General features: G+C 54.3%; 16 protein-coding genes, 1 tRNA gene and 2 other RNA genes. 10 read left to right on the top strand and 9 right to left on the bottom strand.

Translation table 11 applies throughout. The features are described from left to right. The first annotated feature begins 191 nt into the window (after nucleotides 1-191). Complete coding sequence (rutR, locus tag ABLU95_RS12015; protein ID WP_065881766.1) at nucleotides 192-830, top strand: HTH-type transcriptional regulator RutR; 639 nt, start codon at nucleotides 192-194, stop codon at nucleotides 828-830. Here rutR and ABLU95_RS12020 read toward each other — a convergent pair. Continuing rightward, on the bottom strand, nucleotides 827-1222 hold the full coding sequence (locus ABLU95_RS12020; RefSeq protein WP_023289101.1) for a lysozyme inhibitor LprI family protein: 396 nt from the start codon (nucleotides 1220-1222) through the stop codon (nucleotides 827-829). The two genes, rutR and ABLU95_RS12020, sit on opposite strands and share 4 nt — an antisense overlap. Nucleotides 1223-1351: 129 nt before the next feature. Further along, nucleotides 1352-5314, bottom strand: a complete 3963-nt coding sequence (gene putA, locus ABLU95_RS12025) for a trifunctional transcriptional regulator/proline dehydrogenase/L-glutamate gamma-semialdehyde dehydrogenase (protein WP_023289102.1) — start codon at nucleotides 5312-5314, stop codon at nucleotides 1352-1354. Nucleotides 5315-5735: 421 nt separating this feature from the next. Between putA and putP the strand changes: the two genes are divergently transcribed. Continuing rightward, nucleotides 5736-7244: a sodium/proline symporter PutP gene (gene putP, locus ABLU95_RS12030; protein ID WP_023289103.1), complete on the top strand. Its 1509-nt coding sequence runs from the start codon at nucleotides 5736-5738 to the stop codon at nucleotides 7242-7244. Nucleotides 7245-7378: 134 nt separating this feature from the next. Next, nucleotides 7379-7813 carry a DUF3574 domain-containing protein gene (locus tag ABLU95_RS12035; protein WP_044522031.1) on the top strand — a complete coding sequence of 145 codons (435 nt, stop codon included), beginning with the start codon at nucleotides 7379-7381 and terminating at the stop codon, nucleotides 7811-7813. A gap of 31 nt (nucleotides 7814-7844) precedes the next feature. On the opposite strand, the gene ABLU95_RS12040 is transcribed toward ABLU95_RS12035, so the two are convergent. After that, the gene (locus tag ABLU95_RS12040; RefSeq protein ID WP_277475620.1) at nucleotides 7845-9029 is read right to left on the bottom strand and encodes a nucleoside transporter C-terminal domain-containing protein; all 1185 of its coding nucleotides are present in this window, start codon (nucleotides 9027-9029) and stop codon (nucleotides 7845-7847) included. A gap of 270 nt (nucleotides 9030-9299) precedes the next feature. Between ABLU95_RS12040 and efeU the strand changes: the two genes are divergently transcribed. The 5 genes from efeU to ABLU95_RS12065 all read left to right on the top strand — a co-directional run bounded on the left by efeU (nucleotide 9300) and on the right by ABLU95_RS12065 (nucleotide 14772). Then, nucleotides 9300-10130 (top strand): iron uptake transporter permease EfeU, encoded by an 831-nt coding sequence (gene efeU / locus ABLU95_RS12045; protein WP_032452417.1) that lies wholly within the window; start codon nucleotides 9300-9302, stop codon nucleotides 10128-10130. Between the two features lie 51 nt (nucleotides 10131-10181). Continuing rightward, the gene (efeO, locus tag ABLU95_RS12050; RefSeq protein WP_348879643.1) at nucleotides 10182-11309 is read left to right on the top strand and encodes an iron uptake system protein EfeO; all 1128 of its coding nucleotides are present in this window, start codon (nucleotides 10182-10184) and stop codon (nucleotides 11307-11309) included. A 4-nt stretch (nucleotides 11310-11313) separates the two neighbouring features. Continuing rightward, nucleotides 11314-12597 (top strand): iron uptake transporter deferrochelatase/peroxidase subunit, encoded by a 1284-nt coding sequence (efeB, locus tag ABLU95_RS12055; RefSeq protein ID WP_023289108.1) that lies wholly within the window; start codon nucleotides 11314-11316, stop codon nucleotides 12595-12597. 504 nt (nucleotides 12598-13101) lie between these two features. Further along, the gene (gene phoH, locus ABLU95_RS12060; protein ID WP_002898923.1) at nucleotides 13102-13890 is read left to right on the top strand and encodes a phosphate starvation-inducible protein PhoH; all 789 of its coding nucleotides are present in this window, start codon (nucleotides 13102-13104) and stop codon (nucleotides 13888-13890) included. 237 nt (nucleotides 13891-14127) lie between these two features. Further along, nucleotides 14128-14772 (top strand): DsbA family protein, encoded by a 645-nt coding sequence (locus ABLU95_RS12065; RefSeq protein ID WP_049013714.1) that lies wholly within the window; start codon nucleotides 14128-14130, stop codon nucleotides 14770-14772. Nucleotides 14773-14925: 153 nt separating this feature from the next. Here ABLU95_RS12065 and ABLU95_RS12070 read toward each other — a convergent pair. The 5 genes from ABLU95_RS12070 to ABLU95_RS12090 form a co-directional block, all read right to left on the bottom strand. After that, nucleotides 14926-15062, bottom strand: a non-coding RNA gene (locus ABLU95_RS12070) — RtT sRNA. A 44-nt stretch (nucleotides 15063-15106) separates the two neighbouring features. Further along, a non-coding RNA gene (locus tag ABLU95_RS12075) (RtT sRNA) lies at nucleotides 15107-15243 on the bottom strand. 43 nt (nucleotides 15244-15286) lie between these two features. Continuing rightward, nucleotides 15287-15374, bottom strand: a tRNA-Ser gene (locus tag ABLU95_RS12080). Between the two features lie 145 nt (nucleotides 15375-15519). After that, nucleotides 15520-16197, bottom strand: coding sequence for an isochorismatase family protein (locus ABLU95_RS12085; protein ID WP_002898927.1), 678 nt, complete (start codon nucleotides 16195-16197; stop codon nucleotides 15520-15522). An 18-nt stretch (nucleotides 16198-16215) separates the two neighbouring features. Then, a complete protein-coding gene (locus tag ABLU95_RS12090) occupies nucleotides 16216-17076 on the bottom strand; it encodes a pirin family protein (RefSeq protein ID WP_087848984.1) in 861 nt (286 codons plus the stop codon). A 114-nt stretch (nucleotides 17077-17190) separates the two neighbouring features. Here ABLU95_RS12090 and ABLU95_RS12095 point away from each other — a divergent pair, with 114 nt between their 5' ends. Continuing rightward, on the top strand, nucleotides 17191-18096 hold the full coding sequence (locus tag ABLU95_RS12095) for a LysR family transcriptional regulator (RefSeq protein WP_023289111.1): 906 nt from the start codon (nucleotides 17191-17193) through the stop codon (nucleotides 18094-18096). Between the two features lie 793 nt (nucleotides 18097-18889). Further along, complete coding sequence (locus ABLU95_RS12100; RefSeq protein WP_087776206.1) at nucleotides 18890-19639, top strand: hypothetical protein; 750 nt, start codon at nucleotides 18890-18892, stop codon at nucleotides 19637-19639. Nucleotides 19640-20239: 600 nt separating this feature from the next. Here ABLU95_RS12100 and ABLU95_RS12105 read toward each other — a convergent pair. Further along, nucleotides 20240-24997 carry a DUF3320 domain-containing protein gene (locus ABLU95_RS12105; protein WP_087848983.1) on the bottom strand — a complete coding sequence of 1586 codons (4758 nt, stop codon included), beginning with the start codon at nucleotides 24995-24997 and terminating at the stop codon, nucleotides 20240-20242. Nucleotides 24998-25806: the final 809 nt, after the last annotated feature.

Below are 25806 nucleotides of genomic sequence, written 5' to 3' on the forward strand. Positions count from 1 at the left end.
ATGCCAGTTTTATAAATGCTAATGTTATTAATGTGTTGCTATTGGGTTGCTAAAAAGGACGATAAAAAAGTGGACTGGATGGTCAAAATCAGTGCACGAAAAAACGGCAGTCATGCGCAATCAGGGTGCATGGGGTCGTGTCGGCGAAGGGCTTTTGCTATGCTGGTGGCGTCAACTGAAGGAGAGGATGTATGGCACAGGGCGCGGTGAAGAAAAACGGCAAACGTTCACAAGCGGTCAGCGCCAAAAAGGAGGCCATTCTGGCCGCCGCGCTGGAGGCATTTTCGCAATTTGGTATTCACGGTACGCGGCTGGACCAGGTGGCTGAGCGCGCCGGGGTGTCGAAAACCAATCTGCTCTATTACTACCCTTCGAAAGAGGCGCTGTACGTGGCCGTTCTGCAGCAGATCCTCGCCATCTGGCTGGCGCCGCTGAAGGCCTTTCGCGAGGATATCAGCCCGCTGGTGGCGATCCGCGAGTATATTCGCCTGAAGCTGGAGGTGTCCCGCGATCACCCCCAGGCCTCGAAGCTCTTCTGCCTTGAGATGTTGCAGGGCGCGCCGCTGCTGATGGGCGAACTGACCGGGGATCTGAAAGCGCTGGTCGATGAGAAATCGGCGATTGTTTCCGGCTGGATCGACCGCGGCAAGCTGGCGCCGGTCGATCCGCAGCATTTAATCTTTATGATCTGGGCCACTACCCAGCATTACGCCGACTTCGCCACCCAGGTGGAGGCGGTCACCGGCGCCACGCTGCAGGACGCGGCCTTTTTTGAGCAAACGGTCGATAATGTCCAGCGGATGATTATCGAAGGCATTCGCGTCCGTTAATTGGCCGGCGGCAGCGGGCAGCTTTGATCGCCGTCCTCGCACTGCAGCAGCGAGGCGAGGAAAGATTCCCGCTCCACGCTCTTATCGGTCATGCACTGGCTCACCAGCATCGGCTGCATGCTGCCGCCTTCGGCTCCGGACGCGAGGAAAGCGCAGTCGGCGTCGCGCAGGGCGATCCATGCCTGCTGGGCCTGCTTCAGTAATGTCTGCTGTTTACCCACCGCACGCTGCAGAGCCTGCTGCCAGGTGTCGTTCAGTTTTTTGTCGGCTGCCTGATACTGCGCGGCCGCGCACTGATTCATTTCGGTCTGGGTGTTGGCGTTGCTGCACTCGTCCGCCAGCGCCGCGCCGCTGGCCAGCAAGACCGCCGCGGCAAATAACATGCGTTTCATTGTTCTGCTCCCATAAAAAAGGCTCCCGTCCGGGAGCCTTAATTAAGCACAGCTGACGTCGGCTGTCATTAGCTGATCGCATCGCCGATTTCCCGGATGGCGGCGCACAGCGCCACCGGGGAGCCCGTCTTAGCCGATGGTCATCAGGCTGGCGTTACCGCCTGCCGCCGCGGTGTTGACGCTCAGCGAACGCTCGATGTACAACCGCTCCAGCAGCAGATTGGTTTCGCCGCGGGCGAAGCCCTGCACGGAGACAATCGCCCCGTCGCGCGCCGCCACCTGCTCGCACAGCTCGCGCAGCTGGTCGGAGTCGCCGTGATAGATAACCGCGTCGAAGGCCTGGCCAGGCAACTGATCCGCTTTGGCGAAACGGATCCGCTCGCTGACGTCCCGCGGGAGTTTCTTCGCCAGATCGCGCTGCAGGGCGCTGTCCGGCCACAGCACTTCACAACCGACCGCCAGCACGGCCGCCAGCTGGATCAGCGCATCCTGCTCATTATCCGCCACGCACAGCACGCGCTCGCGAGGCATCAGCGTCAGGGTGTTGCGCTCGCCGGTGGGCCCCGGAAGCAGGCGTTGGGTGCCGCTTTGCGCCTGCTCGCTGTACTGCTGGCACAGAGCCTGCAGCTCAGGACGGCCCGCCGCCCACTGCTGCAGCGCCTGCAGCGGTTTTTCCAGCAGCGTTTTCAGCTGGGCGTCCAGCGGACGCTCTGCATCCTGGCGGGCGAAGGTCACGCCAACCGCGCCCTGCGGACGGCTGGAGAGCAGGCGGTAAAGGTACAGCGGACCGCCGGCTTTTGGACCGGTACCGGACAACCCTTCGCCGCCGAACGGCTGCACGCCGACCACCGCGCCAACCATATTGCGGTTGACGTACAGGTTGCCCACCTTCGCGCTGCCGGTGACCTGGGCGATGGTCTCGTCGATACGGGTATGTACGCCGAGGGTCAGGCCGTAGCCGGAAGCGTTAATCTGCTCCACCAGTTTGTCCAGCTCGTTACGGTTATAGCGCACCACGTGCAGCACCGGGCCGAAGACCTCTTTTTTCAGCTCGTCGAAGCTGTCGAGTTCGATAAGCGTCGGCGGCACAAAGGTCCCGTGGTTCCATTCGCGGGCGTCTTCGCTATTCTCGCGCACCGCCTGATAGACGGTGCGGCCTTTGGCGCGCATCGTCTGAATATGGCGTTCGATATTCTCTTTCGCTTCCGCATCGATAACCGGGCCGATATCGGTGGTCAGGCGGCCGGGATTGCCCATCCGGCACTCGCTCATCGCGCCGCGCAGCATGGTTAAGGTGTGGTCGGCTACCTCTTCCTGCAGGCAGAGGACGCGCAGGGCGGAGCAGCGCTGACCGGCGCTGTCGAACGCGGAAGCCAGGACGTCGATCACCACCTGCTCGGTAAGCGCCGACGAGTCGACGATCATCGCGTTCATCCCGCCGGTTTCGGCGATCAGCGGCGTTGGGCGTCCCTGAGCGTCGAGGCGGCTGGCGATATTGCGTTGCAGCAGGGTGGCCACTTCGGTGGAGCCGGTGAACATCACGCCGCGCACGCGCTCATCGGATGTCAGCGCGGCGCCGACGGTTTCCCCGCGGCCCGGCAGCAGCTGGATCACCCCTGGCGGCACGCCGGCTTCCAGCAGGATCGCCACGCCCTGAGCGGCGATAAGCGGCGTCTGCTCCGCCGGTTTCGCCAGCACGCTGTTGCCGGCCGCCAGCGCGGCGGCAATCTGCCCGGTGAAGATCGCCAGCGGGAAGTTCCACGGGCTGATACAGACCACCGGACCCAGCGGACGGTGGGTTTCATTATCGAAATCGTCGCGCACCTGACCGGCGTAGTAGTGGAGGAAGTCAACGGCTTCGCGCACTTCGGCGATGGCGTTGCTGAAGGTTTTACCCGCTTCGCGCACCAGGATCCCCATCAGGGTCGGCATCTGGCTTTCCATCAGCACCGCGGCGCGCTCAAGAATGGCGGCGCGCTCCTGCGGCGGGGTGGCGAACCAGATGGGCGCGTTGTTGATAGCGCTGGTCAGCGCCTGCTGCACTTCGTCATCGCTGGCTTCGCGGACGTAACCGACGATATCCTTCGGCTCCGCCGGGTTGACCACCGGCTGCATCTCGCCTTCGGCCACCGGCTGCTCCAGCATCGGCAATGCCTGCCATTTATGCAGGGCGCTGTTGAGCAGGGAAGAGGAGAGGGAGGCCAGACGATGCTCGTTAGCCAGATCCAGACCGGCGGAGTTGCTCCGGCCGCTGCCGTAGAGATCGCGCGGCAGCGGAATTTTCGGGTGCGGCAGACCGGCCTGGCCTTCCTGCTGCGCCAGTTTTTCCACCGCGCTGACCGGGTCGGCCACCAGCTCGTCCAGCGGCAGGGTATTGTCCGCGATACGGTTGACGAAGGAGGTATTGGCGCCATTCTCCAGCAGACGACGCACCAGATACGCCAGCAGCGTCTCGTGGGTGCCCACCGGGGCGTAGATCCGGCACGGCCGGTTCAGTTTGCCGTCGGCGACTTTGCCCACCACCTGCTCGTACAGCGGTTCGCCCATGCCGTGCAGGCACTGGAACTCATACTGGCCAGGGTAGTAGTTCTGGCCCGCCAGCTGGTAGATAGCCGCCAGAGTATGGGCGTTGTGAGTGGCGAACTGCGGATAAATCAGGTTCGGCACCGCCAGCAGCTTTTTCGCGCAGGCGAGATAGGAGACGTCGGTGTAAACCTTGCGGGTGTAGACCGGATAGCCTTCGAGACCTTCCATCTGCGCGCGTTTGATTTCGCTGTCCCAGTAAGCGCCTTTCACCAGACGGATCATCAGGCGACGACGGCTGCGGGTGGCGAGATCGATCAGCGCGTCGATGACGAACGGGCAGCGCTTCTGGTAGGCCTGAATAACAAAACCGATGCCGTTCCAGCCCGCCAGCTCCGGCTCGAAGCACAGTTTTTCCAGCAGGTCGAGGGAGATCTCGAGACGGTCGGCCTCTTCAGCATCGATGTTAATGCCGATGTCATACTGGCGCGCCAGCAGGGTCAGCGATTTCAGACGCGGATAGAGCTCTTCCATCACCCGGTCATACTGGGCGCGGCTGTAGCGCGGGTGCAGAGCCGAGAGCTTAATGGAGATGCCCGGGCCTTCATAAATGCCGCGGCCGTTGGAAGCTTTGCCGATGGCATGGATCGCCTGCTGATAAGAGACCATATAGGCCTGGGCGTCGGCGGCGGTCAGGGCCGCTTCGCCGAGCATATCGTAGGAGTAGCGGAAACCTTTATCTTCCAGCTTGCGGGCGTTAGCCAGCGCTTCGGCGATGGTTTCCCCGGTGACGAACTGCTCGCCCATCAGGCGCATCGCCATATCCACGCCCTTACGGATCAGCGGTTCGCCGCTCTTGCCGATGATGCGGTTCAGCGAGCGTGAGAGGCTGGTTTCGTTGTGGGTGGAGACCAGTTTGCCGGTGAACAGCAGCCCCCAGGTGGCGGCATTGACGAACAGCGACGGGCTGCGGCCGATGTGCGACTGCCAGTTGCCGTTGCTGATTTTGTCGCGGATCAGCGCATCGCGGGTGGCTTTATCCGGAATACGCAGCAGGGCTTCCGCCAGGCACATCAGCGCCACCCCTTCCTGTGAGGAGAGGGAGAACTCCTGCAGCAGACTCTGCACCATGCCGGCGCGGCCGCTGGCGGTCTTCTGGTTGCGCAGTTTTTCCGCCAGCTGATACGCCAGCTTATGCGCCTGCTCGCCCAGCGGCTGCGGCAGTCGGGCCTGCTCCAGCAGCATCGGCACCGCGTCGGTTTCCGGGCGACGCCAGGCGGCGGTGATCGCCGCGCGGCTTACCGACTGCGGCAGGATCTGCTCGGCGAATTCGAGGAACGGCTGATACGGCTCTTCCGCCGGGGAACCCGCTTCATCGCTTTCATTGGCGGCCCCGGAGAGCAGCGCCGGCAGTTCGGGCAGCGTTTCGTCGTTCTCCAGCTTTTCCAGATAGTTGAAGATGGCCTGCTTAATCAGCCAGTGCGGCGTGCGGTCAATGCGGCTCGCGGCGGACTTAATGCGCTCGCGGGTTGCGTCGTCAAGCTTAACACCCATGGTGGTGGTGCCCATGCTCAAAACTCCTGTCATTTATCGTTAGGCTTATGCGGTTGCTTGGAAATATCCACTATGTTGCAACTTTGTGCAACCTTGTTAATTGAGGCATGTGACGAAAGCCGTGAAATGGCGGATTTGTTAAAAATAGTGCCTAAAATAGCAGAATTTTAACCCCGGGCTCATAGGGTATTTGTATGCGTGAGTTAACACTTTTGTTTGGTGCAACCTTTAAAAACGTGAGAGAGTGCAACCTCTCGCAAATTGACGTTTTGCGCCGTCGGTTTTTCGTGTAAATGCTGTGTTAAATCGTTTGTGAAAAACCGAAGCTTCCGTCAGGATACGGTCGCCCAATTAAACAATGCGCCATTACCCCGTTCCGGTAGTGGAAAAAAACGACGAAGTTGGACGCTGTCGATAAAAATTCTGGAGACTTTGCATGGCTATTAGCACACCGATGCTGGTGACATTTATTATTTATATTCTTGGTATGGTATTGATAGGGTTTATTGCCTGGCGTTCGACCAAAAACTTTGATGATTATATTCTCGGGGGACGCAGTCTGGGGCCATTTGTGACCGCACTTTCCGCCGGCGCCTCGGACATGAGCGGCTGGCTGCTGATGGGCCTGCCGGGCGCCATTTTCCTCTCCGGGATTTCCGAAAGCTGGATCGCCATCGGCTTAACGCTGGGGGCGTGGGTTAACTGGAAGCTGGTAGCCGGGCGCCTGCGCGTGCATACCGAGGTGAATAATAACGCCCTGACGCTGCCCGATTATTTTACCGGCCGTTTTGAAGATAAAAGCCGGGTGCTGAGAATTATTTCAGCGCTGGTTATTCTGCTGTTCTTTACCATCTATTGCGCCTCGGGAATTGTGGCGGGGGCGCGTCTGTTTGAAAGCACCTTCGGCATGAGTTATGAAACCGCGCTGTGGGCCGGCGCGGCGGCAACGATTATCTATACCTTTGTCGGCGGCTTCCTCGCCGTCAGCTGGACGGATACCGTGCAGGCCAGCCTGATGATTTTCGCGCTGATCCTCACCCCGGTGATCGTGATTATTTCCGTCGGCGGCTTTGGCGATTCGCTGGAAGTCATTAAGCAAAAGAGCATCGAAAATATCGACATGCTGAAAGGGCTGAATTTCGTGGCGATTATTTCGCTGATGGGATGGGGGCTGGGTTATTTCGGTCAGCCGCATATTCTGGCGCGCTTTATGGCGGCGGATTCGCACCACAGCATCGTCCACGCGCGTCGCATTAGTATGACCTGGATGATCCTCTGCCTCGCCGGGGCAGTGGCCGTCGGCTTCTTTGGTATCGCCTACTTCAATAGCAACCCGAGCCTGGCGGGCGCGGTTAACCAGAATGCCGAGCGCGTGTTTATCGAACTGGCGCAAATCCTGTTTAACCCATGGATTGCCGGGATCCTGCTGTCGGCGATTCTGGCGGCGGTGATGTCCACCCTGAGCTGTCAGCTGCTGGTCTGCTCCAGCGCGATTACCGAAGACCTGTATAAAGCCTTCCTGCGTAAAAACGCCGGTCAGAAAGAGCTGGTGTGGGTGGGCCGGATGATGGTGCTGGTGGTTGCCCTGGTGGCGATTGCCCTGGCGGCCAATCCGGAAAACCGCGTGCTGGGTCTGGTGAGCTATGCCTGGGCCGGCTTCGGCGCCGCCTTTGGTCCGGTGGTGCTGTTCTCGGTGATGTGGTCGCGCATGACCCGTAACGGCGCGCTGGCCGGGATGGTGATTGGCGCCCTGACCGTGATCGTCTGGAAGCAGTTTGGCTGGCTGGGCCTGTATGAAATTATTCCGGGCTTTGTCTTCGGCAGCATCGGGATCGTGGTCTTTAGCCTGCTGGATAAAGCGCCGTCGGCCAGCATGCAGCAGCGCTTCGCCGAAGCGGATGCCCACTACCATACGCCGCCGCCGGTACGCGCCACGGCTGAGTAAGATCAACTGATGTTCACGAGCCCGCCGCTGGCGGGCTTTTTTTTGCCTGTTGCCGGGCTGGAATATTATAACCCTTGCTAATTATTTGAAAATCCGCTGATATTTCCTGACTAATAACAATGAGGATAGCAAAGATGACGTTCAGACAGGGTGCAATGGCGCTGGTGCTGGCAGGGTTACTCAGTGGCTGCGCGGCGGGTGGAAGTTCGTCGACCAGCGCGCCGAAGCCCGGCGCCTGCCCGGCGGATCAGTCCATGGTGCAAACCACGCTTTACTTCGGCCTGAGCCGCCCGGCGGGGAAAGACATCACCCCTGATGAGTGGCAACAGTTTGTCGACCGCGACGTCACGCCGCGTTTTCGCGACGGGCTGACGGTGTTTGACGCTCGCGGCCAGTGGCTGGGCCAGAATGGACAGGTGGTGCGGGAGCAGAGTAAGGCGCTGATGGTGATCCATGGCAACGACGCGCAGAGCGAGGCCGGTATTGAGGCGCTGCGCCAGGGCTATAAATCACGGTTCGCGCAGGAGTCGGTGATGCGTGTCGACCAGCCGGTCTGCGTACAGTTCTGAGTTAACGGCGGGGGCAGCCCCGCCGTTTGTCTTACAGCACCAGCCCGGCGAAGCTGGCCGAAAGCAGACTCACCAGCGTGGCGCTATACACCAGCCGCAGGCCGAAGCGGGAGACGATATTGCCCTGCGGTTCATTCAGGCCTTTGATCGCTCCGGCGATAATGCCGATCGAGGCAAAGTTGGCAAACGACACCAGAAAGACCGAGAGAATGCCGAGCCCGCGCGGCGTCATGCTGGCGGCAATCTTTTGCAGCTCAATCATCGCCACAAATTCGTTCGCGACCAGCTTGGTGGCCATGATGCTGCCGGCGTTCAGCGCATCGCTCAGCGGAATGCCGATAAGCCAGGCCAGCGGATAGAAGACGTAGCCGAGGATCTGCTGGAAGCTGAGGCCAAACAGGGTAGCGAACAGCGCGTTAATGGCGCTGATCAGCGCGATAAAGCCGATCAGCATCGCCAGAATAATCATCGCCACCTTAAAGCCGGCCAGAATATATTCCCCGAGCATTTCAAAGAAACTCTGCGATTCATGCAGCTTCTCCAGCTTTATTTCCTGCTCGCTGCCCTGCCGCGTCGGGTTAATCACCGACAGCACGATAAAGGTGCTGAACATATTCAGGATCAGCGCCGCGACGACATATTTGGCGTCCAGCATGGTCATATAGGCGCCGACGATCGACAGCGATACGGTCGACATGGCCGTCGCCGCCATGGTGAACAGACGCCGCGAGGAGAGGTCGCCCAGCACGCCTTTGTAGGCGATGAAGTTTTCTGACTGGCCGAGGATCAGTGAGCTGACGGCGTTGAAGGACTCCAGCTTACCCATGCCGTTGACCTTCGACAGCAGGGTGCCAATGACGCGAATAAAAATCGGCAGGATCCGCCAGTGCTGGAGAATACCAATCAGCGCGGAAATAAACACAATTGGACACAGGACGCCAAGGAAAATAAAGGCTAAGCCTTTTTCGCTCATGCCGCCAAAGACGAAATTGGTCCCTTCGGCGGCAAAGCCTAATAGCGAAGCAAAAAAGCCGGAGATATTTTTCACCAGCCACAGGCCGCTTTCGGCGTGCAGGAAAAAGAAAGCGAGCGCTATTTCGATAATAATCAACTGGAGAATATAACGAATCCGAATTTTTTGTCTGTCATAGCTGACAAGCCAGGCCAGGGCGAGGATCACCGCCAGCGCCAGCAGGAAATGAAAAAATGCAGTCATGTTGTTCTTTTCGCAGGTCAATAAGGCCGCCATTTAGCCATAGCCGCTGCGACGGGTAAATATCTGACGTAAAAAATCCTTTGCTTATTCTTTTCCCTCATAACAGGCGAATATTTTCATAAGTCATTATTTGCCAGCGATTTATTTACAACTGATCATCATTCTCTGCACATTTTGCTTGTGTTTCTGAGTATTGTAATGATAATCACTATCATAAATATTACCTGTTTTTGCATTCGTTGACGGTGCTTTACATTTAAGGGTATTGGCATGTTTGTCCCATTTCTCATTATGTTACGCGAAGGCCTGGAGGCGGCGCTGATTGTCAGCCTGATCGCCAGCTATCTGAAACGCACCCAGCGCGGCAACTGGATTGGCGTGATGTGGATTGGCGTGATCCTCGCGGCGGCGCTGTGTCTTGGCTTAGGCATTTTTATCAACGAAACCACTGGTGAATTTCCTCAGCGTGAACAGGAGCTGTTCGAAGGGATCGTCGCGGTCATCGCGGTGGTGATCCTGACGTGGATGGTCTTCTGGATGCGCAATGTCTCACGCAACGTCAAGCAGCAGCTGGAACAGGCCGTGGACAAGGCGCTACAGCGCGGCAATCACCATGGCTGGGCGCTGGTGATGATGGTCTTTTTCGCGGTCGCCCGTGAGGGGCTGGAGTCGGTCTTCTTTCTGCTGGCGGCATTCCAGCAGGATGTCGGCATCTGGCCGCCGCTGGGGGCGTTGCTGGGGCTGGCCACGGCTATCGTGCTGGGCTTCCTGCTCTACTGGGGCGGTATCCGTCTCAACCTCGGCGTGTTCTTCAAATGGACCAGCCTGTTTATCCTGCTGGTGGCCGCTGGCCTGGCCGCGGGGGCGATCCGCGCCTTCCACGAGGCGGGCCTGTGGAACCTGTTCCAGGAGACCGCCTTCGATCTGAGCGCTGTGCTGTCGACGCATACGCTGTTCGGCACGCTGCTGGAAGGGATCTTCGGCTACCAGGAGACGCCAAGCGTCAGCGAAGTGGCTGTTTATCTGCTTTATCTGATCCCGGCGCTGGTGCTGTTTGCGCTGCCGCCGCGAAATAATACGACTGCCTCGCGGGCTGCCTGACCGGGCGCTGCGAGCTTATAAGCGACACTCTACTTACCGAAAGGGATGATCATGATGATTCATTTTCGCCGTAATGCGCTGCGGGTGACCGTGGCCGCGCTGCTCTGCTCTGCATTCGGTGCTCAGGCTGCGGATATCCCGCAGGTCAAAGTCACCGTCAACGATAAACAGTGCGAGCCGATGCAGGTGACCGTTAACGCGGGTAAAACCCAGTTTATTATTCAGAACCACAGCCAGAAAGCGCTGGAGTGGGAGATTCTGAAAGGGGTCATGGTGGTGGAAGAGCGTGAGAACATCGCGCCGGGCTTTACCCAGAAGCTCACCGCGAACCTGCAGCCGGGCGAATATGACATGACCTGCGGCCTGCTCACCAACCCGAAAGGCAAACTGATCGTCACCGGCGCCGCCACCAAAGACGCGGCGAAAGCCGATGCGGTGCTGAGCCTCGGCGAAGCGATCACCGCTTACAAAGCCTATGTCACGGCGGAAACCGCGCAGCTGGTCAGCGGCACCAAAGCCTTTACCGACGCGGTGAAAGCGGGCGATATCGAGAAAGCGAAAGCGCTGTACGCCCCGACGCGCCAGCATTACGAGCGCATCGAGCCGATCGCCGAGCTGTTCTCTGACCTTGACGGCAGCATCGACGCCCGCGAAGACGACTTCGAGAAAAAAGCGGAAGATCCGAAATTCACCGGTTTCCACCGTCTGGAAAAGGCGCTGTTTGGCGATAACAGCGTCAAGGGCATGGAAAAATATGCCGATCAGCTGAACAGCGATGTGCTGGAGCTGCAAAAACGCATCAGCGAGCTGGCGTTCCCGCCGTCAAAAGTCGTGGGCGGTGCGGCAGGATTAATTGAAGAAGTCGCGGCCAGCAAGATCAGCGGTGAAGAAGATCGCTACAGCCATACCGACCTGTGGGACTTCCAGGCCAATATTGACGGCGCGCAGAAAATTGTCGACCTGCTGCGCCCGCAGCTGCAAAAAGAGAACAGCGCGCTGCTGGCGAAAGTGGACGACAACTTTAAGAAAGTGGACAGTATCCTCAGCAAATACCGCACCAAAGACGGTTTCGAAACTTACGATAAGCTGACCACCGCTGACCGTAATGCGCTGAAAGGGCCGATCACCACCCTGGCGGAAGATCTGGCTCAGCTGCGCGGGATCCTGGGTCTGGACTAAGTCGATGGCACAACAGAAACCACACGACGTGAACGAGCCGTCACGTCGTCGCTTACTGAAAGGGATCGGCGCGCTTGGCGGCGCGCTGGCCATCACCGGTGGCTGCCCGGTGGCGCATGCGGCAAAAGCGGAAAGCTCCCCCGGGACGCTCGCACCCGACGCGCGTCAGGAAAAACAGCCATTCTACGGCCGGCATCAGGCGGGCATTCTGACGCCGCAGCAGGCCTCGATGATGCTGGTGGCGTTCGACGTGCTGGCGTCAGATAAAGCCGACCTCGAGCGTCTGTTCCGGCTTCTGACCCAGCGTATCGCTTTTTTAACCCACGGCGGCCCGGCGCCCGATACGCCTAATCCCCGGCTGCCGCCGATGGATTCCGGCATCTTAGGGCCGTGGATTGCCCCGGATAACCTGACCATCACCGTCTCGGTCGGCCATTCGCTGTTTGATGAGCGCTTTGGTCTCGCGGATAAAGTGCCGAGAAAACTGCAGCCGATGACTCGCTTCCCCAATGATTCGCTGGATGCCGCCCTGTGCCATGGCGACCTGCTGCTGCAGATCTGCGCCAATACTCAGGATACGGTGATCCACGCCCTGCGCGATGTCATCAAACATACGCCGGATTTGCTCAGCGTGCGCTGGAAGCGGGAAGGGTTTATCTCCGATAGCGCGGCGCGCAGCAAAGGCAAAGAGACCCCCATCAACCTGCTGGGTTTCAAAGACGGCACCGCTAATCCTGCGAGCCATGACAGCGCGCTGATGGATCAGGTCGTGTGGGTAACGGCGGATCAGGACGAGCCGGCCTGGGCCGTGGGCGGCAGCTATCAGGCGGCGCGCATCATCCAGTTTCACGTCGAGTTCTGGGACCGGACGCCGCTGAAAGAGCAGCAGACGATCTTTGGCCGCGACAAACACACCGGAGCGCCGCTGGGGATGAAAAACGAGCACGATACCCCGGATTACAGCAACGATCCTGGCGGCGAGACGATCGCGCTGGATAGCCATATTCGTCTGGCCAATCCTCGCACGCCGGAAACCCAGTCCAGCCTGATGATGCGCCGCGGCTACAGCTATTCGCTGGGCGTCACTAACGCCGGGCAACTGGATATGGGGCTGTTGTTCGTTTGCTATCAGCACGATCTGGAAAAGGGTTTTCTGACGGTGCAGAAACGGCTTAACGGCGAGGCGCTGGAGGAGTACGTCAAACCCATTGGCGGGGGCTACTTCTTTGTTTTACCCGGCGTAGTGGATGACAAGCACTACCTGGGACAGACGCTGCTGCAGGCCTGATACCGACCCTGTCCGCAAGGGCAGGGCGTTTTCTGCTGTTTTTCTCATTTTTCTTATATTTCCTGCCATGTGTTATATTTCTGTAATACAAATGACCGATAGTCTCCTACACTTGCTTAAGAACTATTTGTTGCGTCATTGTGAAAAATAAGTTGCATTAAGAATCTTTTTTGATGTACTTATTACATACGCGGTAGTTCCCGGCAGTGTGACGTTTCACTATGGAGATCGCGAATGGTAAGGTCCCGTACCGGACAACGTAAAACCACAGACCGTACTCTTCAGCACGGAAGCCCCGCTTCCGGCAGCGATTTTCTCACTCTTTCTCCCTCCGCTTCGAATTATTATCACCTTGGCAGGGTACGCGGTGCGCGTAGCCGCGACTCGTTGTCAGTTCTACCGGCAAGCAATGGCTTACAAGGAAGCCAAACCTCAATCGTTCGTGCGCATAGTCGCGTCGATGTTGACGCGTGTGATGTAAACCTACAACGCAAGGTGCTATCCATGGGAAGACAAAAAGCAGTGATCAAAGCTCGTCGTGAAGCAAAACGTGTGCTGAGACGGGATTCACGCAGTCATAAGCAGCGTGAAGAAGAATCGGTCACATCGCTTGTGCAAATGAGTGGCGTAGAAGCAATTGGCATGGCGCGGGACAGCCGTGATACTTCTCCAATTGAGGCGCGCAATGAGGCTCAGGCGCATTATCTGAATGCCATCGACAATAAACAGCTGATTTTCGCCACCGGCGAAGCCGGATGCGGCAAGACTTGGATTAGTGCGGCGAAGGCAGCGGAAGCGCTGATCCATAAGGATGTGGACAGAATTATTGTTACCCGTCCCGTTCTGCAGGCCGACGAAGATCTCGGCTTCTTACCGGGAGATATCGCCGAGAAGTTCGCGCCCTATTTCCGACCGGTTTACGACGTGCTGGTGAAAAGGTTGGGGGCTTCCTTTATGCAGTACTGCCTGCGTCCGGAAATCGGCAAGGTGGAAATCGCGCCGTTCGCCTATATGCGCGGACGTACCTTTGAAAATGCGGTGGTGATTCTGGACGAGGCCCAGAACGTGACCGCAGCGCAAATGAAGATGTTTTTAACCCGCCTCGGGGAGAACGTGACGGTCATCGTCAATGGCGATATCACCCAGTGCGACTTGCCCTCTGGTGTGAGATCTGGCCTAAGTGATGCGCTGGCGCGTTTTGAGGAAGACGAGATGATCGGCATCGTGCGTTTCACCACCGATGACTGCGTGCGCTCGGCCCTCTGCCAGCGGACGCTGAAAGCCTATTATTGAGCGTCATACTGTGAGCAAGGCCCGGGCTAGCCCGGGCTTTGTTGTTTTGATCTTTGCGACAGTTTGAAGTGCGGATAAAATTTCTGTTTTGAGGGATCCATCGCTGTAGGTGATAGAATTTCTTCTCTGTAATACAAGAATATCTGCTTTGCTATACATAAGCGCCTTTCTAATAATTTCTTTCGTCTTACGCCGTTTTACTCATTTAATTGTATGGATACTTGTAAGGGAAGCACTATGGTCGTACATGGGAAAGTTATCAAGTTATTAATTACTATTTTGATGGTGGGGTTGTCATCTGCTGCTTATAGTAAAGATTATCAGGCAGGGAAAAACTTCACTGTCATTAATTCTACTGTTAAGCAACCGCCGCAACTGGTTGAGTTTTTTTCCTTCTACTGCGGACCTTGTTATGCGTTTGCAGAGCGCATCAATGTTGATACAGCTATCAGAAAGCGCCTGCCCGCCGATATGAAACTGGAAAAATACCATGTCAGCCAGATGGGACCTTTAGGACCAGCATTAACAGAAGCATGGGCCGTAGCACAATATGCTGGGGTAGATGGCAAGGTGGAAAAGTTATTGTTTGAAGGCTTACAGGTTAAGCGTGATATTAAAACGACAGCTGATATTGTTAAGGTATTTAATCAACTTGGCATTACGTCCGAGAAATATGCCGAAATGCAAAGTAATTTTATGGTAAAAGCTTTAATTGCCAGACAGGACAATCTGGTCGAAAAAATGAAAGTAAGTGGTACGCCTTCTTTTTATGTTTCAGGGAAATATCATATTAACAATGCATCACTCGCGCAAGATGACTATGATACCTATGCAGAGGATATGGCGAATCTGGTTTTATTTTTGCTTAACAAGCCCCTGTAACACGAAGTGAGAAAGTATCATTAGGTTTGTCTTTTTCGTTCTGTCCAGGTGATTGCGCCAGTTGTCGAACTCCGGTCGGGGGTTCTCATCCCCCCCGGCGGAGAATATAAAAGAAAAGAGCCCGTACTTGCGTACAGGCTCTCATCTCGAATATGGCGGTGAGGGGGGATTGACTCGCTTCGCTCGCCCCTGCGGGGCAGCCCGCTCGCAGGCTCGCGGTCTGTCCAACTGGCTGCGCCAGTTGTCGAACCCCGGTCGGGGGTTCTCATCCCCCCCCAGCGGAGAATATAAAAGAAAAGAGCCTGTACTTGCATACAGGCTCTCATCTCGAATATGGCGGTGAGGGGGGATTGACTCGCTTCGCTCGCCCCTGCGGGGCAGCCCGCTCGCAGGCTCGCGGTCTGTCCAACTGGCTGCGCCAGTTGTCGAACCCCGGTCGGGGGTTCTCATCCCCCCCAGCGGAGAATATAAAAGAAAAGAGCCCGTACTTACGTACAGGCTCTCATCTCGAATATGGCGGTGAGGGGGGGATTCGAACCCCCGATACGTTGCCGTATACACACTTTCCAGGCGTGCTCCTTCAGCCACTCGGACACCTCACCATATTGTCTTGCTGCTCACCTTGGGTGGGCAACGGGGCGCTACTATAGGGAGTTGCGTTTAAACGGTCAAGCATAATTTCTTCTTTCTTTACCGACCGCTCACGCAATGAACAACGCCCCGCTGCGACGTAGCGGGGCAGGCGTTTTAGCGCTGGGAATCAAGCTGTTCGTTATTCTTCACGACGTCCTGCGCTTTGCTATAGCTTTCGATCAGCAGCTGGTAGGCCGGGAAGACTTTGGTGTACACCTCCGCCCATTCTGCGGCGTCCGGGCGATTCCAGGTACGCTGCAGCTCAGAGGCGACGGCGGCGGTATCCATCGGCACTACGCCGGCCTGTACCACGCGAGCCAGGGTGATCTCCTGCGCCATTTTGCTGTAGGTGCCGGAAGCGTCAATCACGGCAAACACTTTATAACCGTCGGCGACGGCGGCAATCGCCGGGAAGGCCATGCAGACGCTGGTGATGGTCCCGGCGATAATCAGCGTTTTGCGACCGGTCGCTTTCACCGCGGCGACGAATTCCGGGTTATCCCAGGCGTTGATCTCGCCTTTACGGGCGATGTATTTCGCATGCGGCGCGTTCTCATGAATCTCCGGGATCAGCGGACCGTTCGGCCCCTGCGGCACGGAAGCGGTGGTGATCACCGGGATCCCGGCAAGCGAGGCCATCTTCGCCAGCGCGGCGGCGCGAGCGCGCAGCTCTGGCATCGGCATATCGCCGACGGTCTGGAACAGGCCGCTCTGGTGGTCAATCAACAGCATGGCGGTATCGTTGACATCAATCACCGGACGAGCACCGTTAAAGTTAGCGGGAGTAGACATAGTATTCACCTCAATGAGTTAGATTTGGCCAAAGCGGCCGCTGTTAAAATCGCGAACGGCTTCTGCGATCTGTGTTTTGTTATTCATGACAAAGGGGCCATAGCCCACAATCGGCTCCTGCAGCGGTTCGCCGGCCATCAGCAGAACTTTTGCCTGGGTTGTCGCCTCCAGGTGCAGTGCGTCTCCTGCCTGGCTCAGGACGGCGAGCTGGCCTTCGCGGGCGGGTTCGGAACCGTTGATGATCACTTCCCCTTCCAGTACCACCAGCGCAGTACTCCAGCCTTCCGGCTGGCGCAGCGTGAGGTCGTGCCCCTGATTCAGCTGCAGATCCCACACGTTAAGCGGTGAGAAGGTATGGGCCGGGCCGCTGACGTCGTCATACTGGCCGGCAATAACCCGAACCTGTCCGGCGCCATTCGCCAGCGCGGCGGTGGGGATTGTCCCGGCGGTAATGCTCTGGTAGCCGGGGGCCGTCATTTTGTCTTTGGCGGGCAGGTTGACCCACAGCTGGATCATCTTCAGCTCGCCGCCGCTGCGGGTGAAGGCCTCCGAGTGGAACTCTTCGTGCAGGATCCCGGCGCCGGCCGTCATCCATTGCACGTCGCCTGGGCCGATCACCCCGCCGCGTCCGGTGGAGTCACGATGCTCTACTTCACCGGCGTAGACGATAGTGACGGTTTCGAATCCGCGATGCGGATGCTCACCGACGCCGCGTTTATCGCTGCCTGCCGGGAAGGTGTACGGCCCGGCATAGTCGAGCAGTAAGAAGGGGCTCAACTGCTGGCCGTGCGTCTGATAGGAAAACATCGAACGAACCGGGAAGCCGTCGCCTACCCAATGCTGCGCAGGCGAGGTGTAGACTCCTGTAATCTGTTTCATGGCTTTCTCCTGTGTATCGGTATCTGATGTGAATAAGCTTATATCCGGGACGACGTGTGCGGTAGTAAGCAAAAATGACCTATACTGTTCCAAAAATGGAACAATGGAGGAAGGATGCAGGATCTCAATGACTTCGCCTGGTTTGTCCAGGTCGTGGACCATGGCGGTTTCGCCGCGGCGGGGCGAGCGCTTGACCAGCCGAAATCCAAGCTCAGCCGCCGTATTGCGCAACTCGAGGAGCGGTTGGGCGTGCGTTTGATTCAGCGAACCACTCGCCAGTTCGCGGTCACCGAGGTCGGGCAGACCTTTTACCAGCATTGCAAAGCGATGCTGATTGAGGCCGAGGCGGCGCAGCAGGCGGTCGACACGCTGCGCGCCGAGCCGCGCGGCAGCGTCAGGATCACCTGTCCGGTCACCTTGCTGCATGTCCATATCGGACCGATGCTGGCGCGATTTATGGCGCGCTATCCCGGGGTAACATTGCATCTTGAGGCGACCAACCGCCGGGTGGATGTGGTCGGTGAGGGCATTGATGTGGCGATCCGCGTCCGTCCCCGGCCAATCGAGGACAGCGACCTGGTGATGCGCGTGCTGGCGGACCGCGGGCACCGGCTGGTGGCCAGTTCGCAGCTGATTTCCCGGCTCGGACGCCCGCAGGCGCCGTCTGAGCTGAGCGACTGGCCAGGGCTCAGCCTGGGGGCGAACAAGCATCAGCATAAATGGCAGCTTACCGGGCCTGAAGGGGCAAGGGCGGAGGTGTATTTCACGCCGCGAATGGTGACCACCGATATGCTGGCGCTGCGCGAGGCGGCGATAGCCGGCGTGGGGGTGGTGCAGCTTCCTTTATTGATGGTGCGCGATCAGCTGGCGTCAGGGGAGTTAGAGGTGGTACTGGATGAGTGGCAGCCGCGGCGGGAAGTGATCCATGCGGTATTTGCCTCCCGGCGCGGGCTGCTGCCCTCCGTTAGAGCGCTGGTGGATTACCTCAGCGAAGAGTATCAGCGAATGGAGGAGGATTGATGGGGGAGGCAGGGTATTTAGTACCTGGAAAAATATATATGGCAGGATCTTGTTGGGATTTGGAATCCATACTAAAGTGTTTATAACTTATGTAACCTGATTTAGCGTATTGTTGTGAGTAAATGATGAGTAATGAACGAAGTCTCCGCTACTTAGCGATAGGCTCGAGAGTCTAATAAAGAGAGAAAATCACTTAAATGTGAAACCACTCCGATGAGGTATTAAATTGGATCAAAATCTGCTTCAGATGTATCTTTATTTCTTTGCTGTTCATCTACCTATCTCAACCAGGCAAGATAGCAATGCATCTACTCACATCACAAATGAATTCTACATATATCTCATTCCTTTACCAAATAAACAGTATAAGATAATCGCCTTATGATATTATTAGTTGGCGTAGTCTGGGTGTTATCAGAAAAATGGCCTCAGATAATCTATATTTAAGGAGGGTGTGCTGATGGCTATAGATTAACAAATCGATATGATAAAAGCATTGATGAAAAAGGATTGTTTTATTTATAGGGCTAATATAAGTGGAGTTTATTAAAGTGGTTACGATAATAATATTGTCTTTTTTGTAGTATCATGTCATTCTTCGCCTCATACATATAAAAGGGATGGTTCTGACTTGCCTGGATATTCAAAAAGACAATATATCTGTAATTTGTATCGCGATTGTATTTTATACGGAATATTAATAACCCTAAAAAAGATTTGTCAAAATGAAATTGGTTTGAGTAAAATGTTATGATAAAATTAATGATTTAAGGAACGGTGTATAATTGAGAACATGAATATTTTAGATTTTATTAAAAACTCATGGCTACTGGATGAACATTTCAAAGGCATTACAGGTCCACTAATAGTAACGATTTGTTTGTGGTCAGTAAGGTCAATAAGAAGACTTTTTTTTCCATTTTTCTGGATTTTTAAAAATAATCTCTCGTCTGGTTTTTTAAAACTATCGGTGGACGATAAAATTAATGCTTTGAAATTAATAAAGGAATATAGAGGAACTGATGATAAATATGAGGTTTTGATGAAGGAATTAAAGCTCAAGCAATATGGGCTACTTTACCCTGTACCGATATTGCAAGTTTTATTTTGTTATATTCACGATAATAACATTCGTATTAATAATACAGGGTTTTTATCCTTTCTTGATTGCCCACAAATTTTTGATTATGATAGGCACACGATACCAATATATTCACTCAAAAAAATAACACTCCATTTATTTGCCCATACTGCTTTTTTGTTGTTTTTGATTTACTATATCATTGCAATATTAAGGTTATTTTGTGAATTGACTTATCCACCTGAAAATATTGATAGTGTAATGACAAGTTTATCTTTGTTCATCATTTTTATTATAACGTCTAGGATTGCCTATATCATTATCGAGAATTCGATTTCTTTTATTTTGGCGGTTATTTTTTCGAGGAAATTAAAGACGTATTCTTCTGCAAGGAAAACTAATGAACTAATGGAAAAATACAATCCGACATTTCTTTTTTTGAATGGCGATAAATTTAAATAAATCATGCAAATTTTTTTGCGCAGCTTCAGAAATTGTCGGGCGGATATGGTTTGTTAAGAAAACGATTTCCTCCTGAACTCCTTATGAATATGGCAGACGTTGGGGCAGTTAGCTCGCAGGTTCGTGGTCTGTCCAGGTTGCTGCGACAGTTGTCGACCCAGATCTAAGGTTTTCATCTCTCTGTGCTCCACCAGTAAACGGTACTAGGATAAACTGGAGTATTCGATCTTTCTTTCCCCGAACAATGACTCCAGATGGAAGTGAACAGACAGAAACAGGACATCATTAATAACTAAAAAAGGATACCAAAAATAGTAAAGCGATCATTTGGTGTTGGTGCTGATATTGTCATTTCCAGAAGATGGCTTGCCGAGCGTACTCTATAAGTTTTGGTGGAAGACGCTCAGGAACATATCTGTGGTATATGTTGTTGGGGTGAAATGCAGGGGCTAAAACGCCGTAGAAAGACATATGATAGCGGAATGGCCACCCGCTGAGTAGCCAGTCCCCTCAGTACTATTCCGGGTGCTGGCATACCCATACTCTATGTGCGTAATACAGTATAATGAAAGCGGTATTATAATCGCACTGCATTAAACTTTAAGGGTAAACACTTGTAGTAGTGACGATACCATTAACTACTTGTAAACGCCTCTTTGTGACAAGGCTACCGATCCTTTCTTCAAGGGCTTGCGAAATCTTCGCTGTTGCACGCCCGAAGCCCAGGAGATCTAATGCGCCAGAAATGGCATCCTCATGACTTATTGAAAAGCCGAGAGTTACTGTTTTCAATAAGGCCTGATCTATTTCTTCAGGTGCTACCCATTCAAGTTTCCGTTCTGCTGACTCCATATGGGCGCGATTACGGATAGGGATAGGCAAACTCTCAAAGGAATACACGAAATCTCCTTTAATTCTAAAAAAGTTTTGTCTTGTACCAAGGTTAATCGCACCTTCAACAGCAGCCGCGATTCTTGAACCTGCGCGAGTTACGCCAAAAGCTTCCAACAGACGTCGTGTTATTTCACTGGTGTGTACTGGTGCCTCTGTATCAACAACAGTCCTAATCATCTGCATCAATCGTTCTGGCTTCTCTTGATGCAGGCTGATTGATGATATCACCGGAACCAGCTTGGTTTTCACATAAGGTTGACTGAAACTGGAGAGCACTTCAGTTTTCGCTGCTGGGGCGCCTCGCTCAATTTTATACTTTGGCTCTGGCTTAGGTTCTACCACACTTCTTCCTTCGGCAATTTTCGCTCTGGCCGCTTCAATTGCGGCGACAACTCGAGCGGTTTCCTGCTGTGGATTGCGGAACCAATCGGTACTCCAGATTCGATGGAAGTTCCAGCCGAGTCCTTCCAGCACACCCTGGCGCAATCGGTCGCGATCCCGGGCTGAACGCGAACTATGATAAGCTGCGCCGTCGCACTCGATCGCCAGAATATAGCGCCCGGGATACTCTGGATCCTTAACCGCAATATCGATAAAGTACCCAGCAGTTCCTACCTGTGGCTCAACCTCATAGTTGCGTTCGCGTAGAGCCTCGATAACTTCCTGCTCGAAGGGTGAATCAGGGGCTTTCCCCGTCTCTATGGCGACTTCAAGCTCGCCTGTTTCTGCATACTTAAGAAAGTTTTTCAACGCCCTGACGCCAAGGCTGGCACCTGAATCAAGTTCAAGCTCTTCGGCTCTGAAGTTACAAAATACCTGCATCGACAGCTTGGCGCGGGTGATCAGAACATTGAGTCGGCGGTGCCCGCCTTCACGATTCAGCGGGCCAAATTCTTTCGCTATTCGCCCCGACTCATTGCGCCCGTAACCGATGCTGATAAAAATCATATCCCGTTCATCTCCCTGGATGTTTTCCAGGTTTTTGACAAAGAACGGCTCGCTGCTCTGCGTAGTGAAAAAAGCTTCGGCTTCGGGCCGTTGACGGCGCAGTAATTCAACCTCAACCTGGATAAGATCACGTTGCGATACGCTGAATGCCGCGACGCCCAGAGAGAGTTCTGGTGTTCGAATCGCATGCTCAATAACGGCCTGTGCAACCGCCTTAGCTTCCCCCCTATTGGTACGCGTTCGTCCCCGGTCGTACAATGCATCGGGCAGGTAGTTGAAACTCACTCCATGAGCATGTGGATGCTGCCCAGCAGAAGGGAATACCACCAGTTTGTTGTCATAGAATTCAACGTTAGATACCGCAATCAATGATTCGTGACGACTCCTGTAGTGCCAACGAAGATAACGTTCTTGGCTACCGGCGGCTTTGAACAAGCTGAGGATGCTTTCAATATCGGAAACTGCAGCCTCGTCATCTTCTAGCTCTACGTCCCGGCTGAAGAAATCAGTCGGCGGCATCTGACGGGTATCCCCGACCACAACCACCTGCTTACCGCGCATGATTGCGCCGAATGCATCAACAGCCTTCACCTGCGAGGCCTCATCGAATACGACAACATCGAATTCAAGTTTTCCGGGTGGAAGGAAGTTCGCAATAGACATCGGGCTCATCATAAAGATGGGTTTGATCTGTTGAATCGCCCGGCCAGCCTTATCAATAAGCTGTCTTATCGGGATGTGCCTGCGTTTCTTATTGAGTTCGGCCCGCAGTACAGCTATTTCACCAGGCTGATTGATATTAGGCATACCTTCCCATATCTGCTTAGCCAAATAGCTTTGAGCATGATTGAGTGAAGCCAGATCGAGCGACTTGAAACGTGCAATCTGGTGATCGTGTTTAATTCTGTCGAACCGCTGCAGCACGGGATTCTCGGCATAGACCTTCTGCACCAGGCCAGAATACCAGGAGAGGTCTAAAATTGTTGTAAGCTGCTCAGGTTTATCAATGCTGATAGCGATTTCTAGCAGATCGTCCAACTTAACCTTGCGTAATTGCTCTGAGAGCACGTTAAATCGCGCTATCTGGTAAAGCGCATTCAGGTTGTCTTGCCACAATTGTAGATATTTGCCAAGCCTGGTGAGACCTTGTGTTCTGACGCTGGATTTGGTGTTTTCTGTCTGCATTCCGGTCACTTCAAGCGCTCGATGCAGCTCCTTCTCCAACCCACTGATGTGTTGTTCTATTTCGGTAACGGAATTGCCGAGACCGCTGGCATCAGAATGCCCGGACAGGAAAGCGATGATGCCTTTTGGAATCTGTCCATTTCCCAGATCGTCATGCAGTTTGATTACCCAGGCACTCAAATGCTCAAGCACAGGCCAATCTGTTTTCTGATGCTGCCATTGCGCGCCGAACAGGGCGCTACCAAGCACTTCATGCTGATCGTACACTTTCTTACTTTGTTGGTAGGCCAGTACCGTATCCACTAACTCCAGCATATCCGCGCTGGCTTTAGGTAATTCATGCCGGGATAACCCTTGCAAACGCGCACGGGCTGCCCGAAAACGGCCAGACAATACTTTCCACCATTTATTGCCATATATCGAAAGGCTTTGGCGGACCTCTAAAAGGTCTTGTTCCCAGGCCGCGTCGATCAACTGGCTGTCGTGTCTGATACGGCAAGCCGTCATACGCCCACCAGCGTCTAACAATTCACGGATCTCATCACGCCTTGATTGCCACTCACCCGTGGAAAGCTGAACTCCATCCAGTTGTGGTGCTTCGGCCGCACGACGTGCCGCCCGGCACACGATATCGACGTCTGCCAGCGTTGCTGGTTGAGTGAGCATTAATCGTTCAGAAAGCGCAGAAGCCGTGGACTGGAGTGCAATAAGATGCGAACTCGCTAACTGCAGCGCATCGTTAGCGCTGCTCTGCTCAATAGGTGAAAAGTACGTCCGGTTGCTTCCCCAGAAGGTACACTGATCGGGGCGCCCCATCTCCTTTAGATGCAGAACGAGCTCATCAACCAGCTCACGATGCTTTTGCTGATCGGCATAGCTCCAGGTCGCCATTGGCGCAAACGGAATGACGGACAGCCCCGGATTTACTCGCTTTAGTTGCAGATAGTGACCCAGCACGTCGATAAACGGCATTCCGCTAGCGCCTGCTGGAGCGCTCACTGCCTCGCAATATTCATTGAGGTCATCTTGTAGCATATTCAAACTGGAAAGGTCCTCCTCGCCAATTTTGGTCAGCGGGCGTCCTTGATCCAGCGTTCTGCCTAACTCTTTGAGTACCGATTGCTTTGTGGATTTATGGCTGTGTAATTCGAGGACGGCATCGCCTAAATGGCTTTCATCAAGACGCCGTTTTACCACCTCAAGAGCGGCCATTTTTTCAGCAACGAATAGCACCGTTTTTTTCTGACCGATCAATTCCGCAATGATGTTCGTGATGGTCTGCGACTTGCCTGTCCCTGGCGGCCCTTGAATGACCAGGTTGGTTCCCTCACGTACTTCCAGAATCGCTTCCGTTTGGCTGCTATCTGCGTCCTTTACAAAATTTATATCACCCGGTTTGATGACCGAGTCAATATTTACGCCTTCGCTATATGCTGCGTGTATATCGCCGAAGCCAGGACCAAGCAAACGCTTCATAACGACGTTTGCTTCTGGTTGTTTCTCATCAGGCCAGCTCTTAGGATCAAGATCCTTGAACATCAGAAATTTACCAAACGAGAAGAAACCCAACGCTATTTCATTTTTGACGACCTTCCAGCGTACCTGTTTGCTGACCACATCGGTGACATCGTTGTAGAAACGCTCAAGGCTGTTCTCATCTGCCGCAAAGTTATCTTCATCGAATGTGCAGGAAGTCATATCCAGACCAAAATCGGTCTTGAGTTTTGCCACCAGCGAAAGGTTGGCCATTAACTCATCGCCCGAATAATTCAGCTTGAAAGCCTCTTTAGCACCACTACGTTCCAGGCTCACGGGCAGCAGCAGCAGGGGGGCTTTACGTAGAGTATCTGAACTGTCTGCTTCATACCAATGCAGGAAGCCAAGGGCCAGGAACAGGGTATTAACGCCTTGTTCCTCAATAAATCCTTTCGCCTCAGTGTGTATTTTTAATAACTGAAGGAACAACTTTTCATCGGAGAGCGCTGTCTGCAGGCGCGTATCCAGATGGCGGCGTGACGTGCCGGATTCATCTTCATCTTCCGCCTCTGCAAATACGCCAGCGTAGTCCAGATTCTCCAGCTCTGACAGCAATGCTTCTTCGTCCTCACCCCCTTCTTTTTCCGCCAGTTCTTCCAGCTTCTTGCGAGATATCGGCGAAAAAGTCATCGTTTTATCCTGGCGATAGAGGATGTTAAATACCTCTTCGGCTAGTTCATCCACCACCATCAGGGTCTTAGCCGTCTTGCGGAAGTTAAGCATATTGTTGCGAAGCCCAATATCCAGCAACTCTTTGCGGCTGCTCTGTAACTTTTGGTTGATTGCTGTTGTCATTGAAATCCTACTTATTTGACACTGAGCCTCTGAAAGGCTGGAGATATCTTTGGCTTTGAACTCTAGCTTATGGCTTGTTTGGGTTTCTCCGAGCCTGGCTATATCTTGCAGTCACTATTGGAAAAGTTGAACAATCTCCAAGCCTGATTAGAATCTGCCTATTTCGTTAAAGCGAAGATATAGGCCGAGAAATGTATTAGCGACTTATTTATTGGAGTGATTATCGGCATTCCGAAGATCACATCCTTATGCCGAGCTATACCAAGATGAGGGGCAGGATTCTGCGCGAATACATTAATCTATAGCTGTTCAATGATAGCAGTACAGGAAGAAACGGGTAAATCATTATCGGAGGATGATAAAGCATGGGAGGTAGAGTACACGAATGTGTAAGCAAGGGGATGTGAAAAAGTAATGCGCATTGGAAAAGAAATAATGTCATCCAGGTGATTATGTCGTCAAGGATACAAAGGCACAGGACATAGATGGCCACACTTTTCTAGTACTGGCCGGGCTATGGCTGAACAGATCTGACGCTGAAGGGCGAAACAGTTAGCAAGCTCTTTTTAAAATATGGCGGTGAGGGGGGGATTGACTCGCTTCGCTCGCCCCTGCGGGGCAGCCCGCTCGCGGGCTCGCGGTCTGTCCAACTGGCTGCGCCAGTTGTCGAACCCCGGTCGGGGGTTCTCATCCCCCCCCGGCGGGTGCCACATGCGAAAAAAAAAGCCCGTACTTGCGTACGAGCTCTTCTTAAAATATGGCGGTGAGGGGGGGATTCGAACCCCCGATACGTTGCCGTATACACACTT

Origin of the sequence: Klebsiella sp. GG_Kp146, from assembly GCF_040061975.1 — a bacterium.
GTDB lineage: Bacteria > Pseudomonadota > Gammaproteobacteria > Enterobacterales > Enterobacteriaceae > Klebsiella > Klebsiella quasipneumoniae.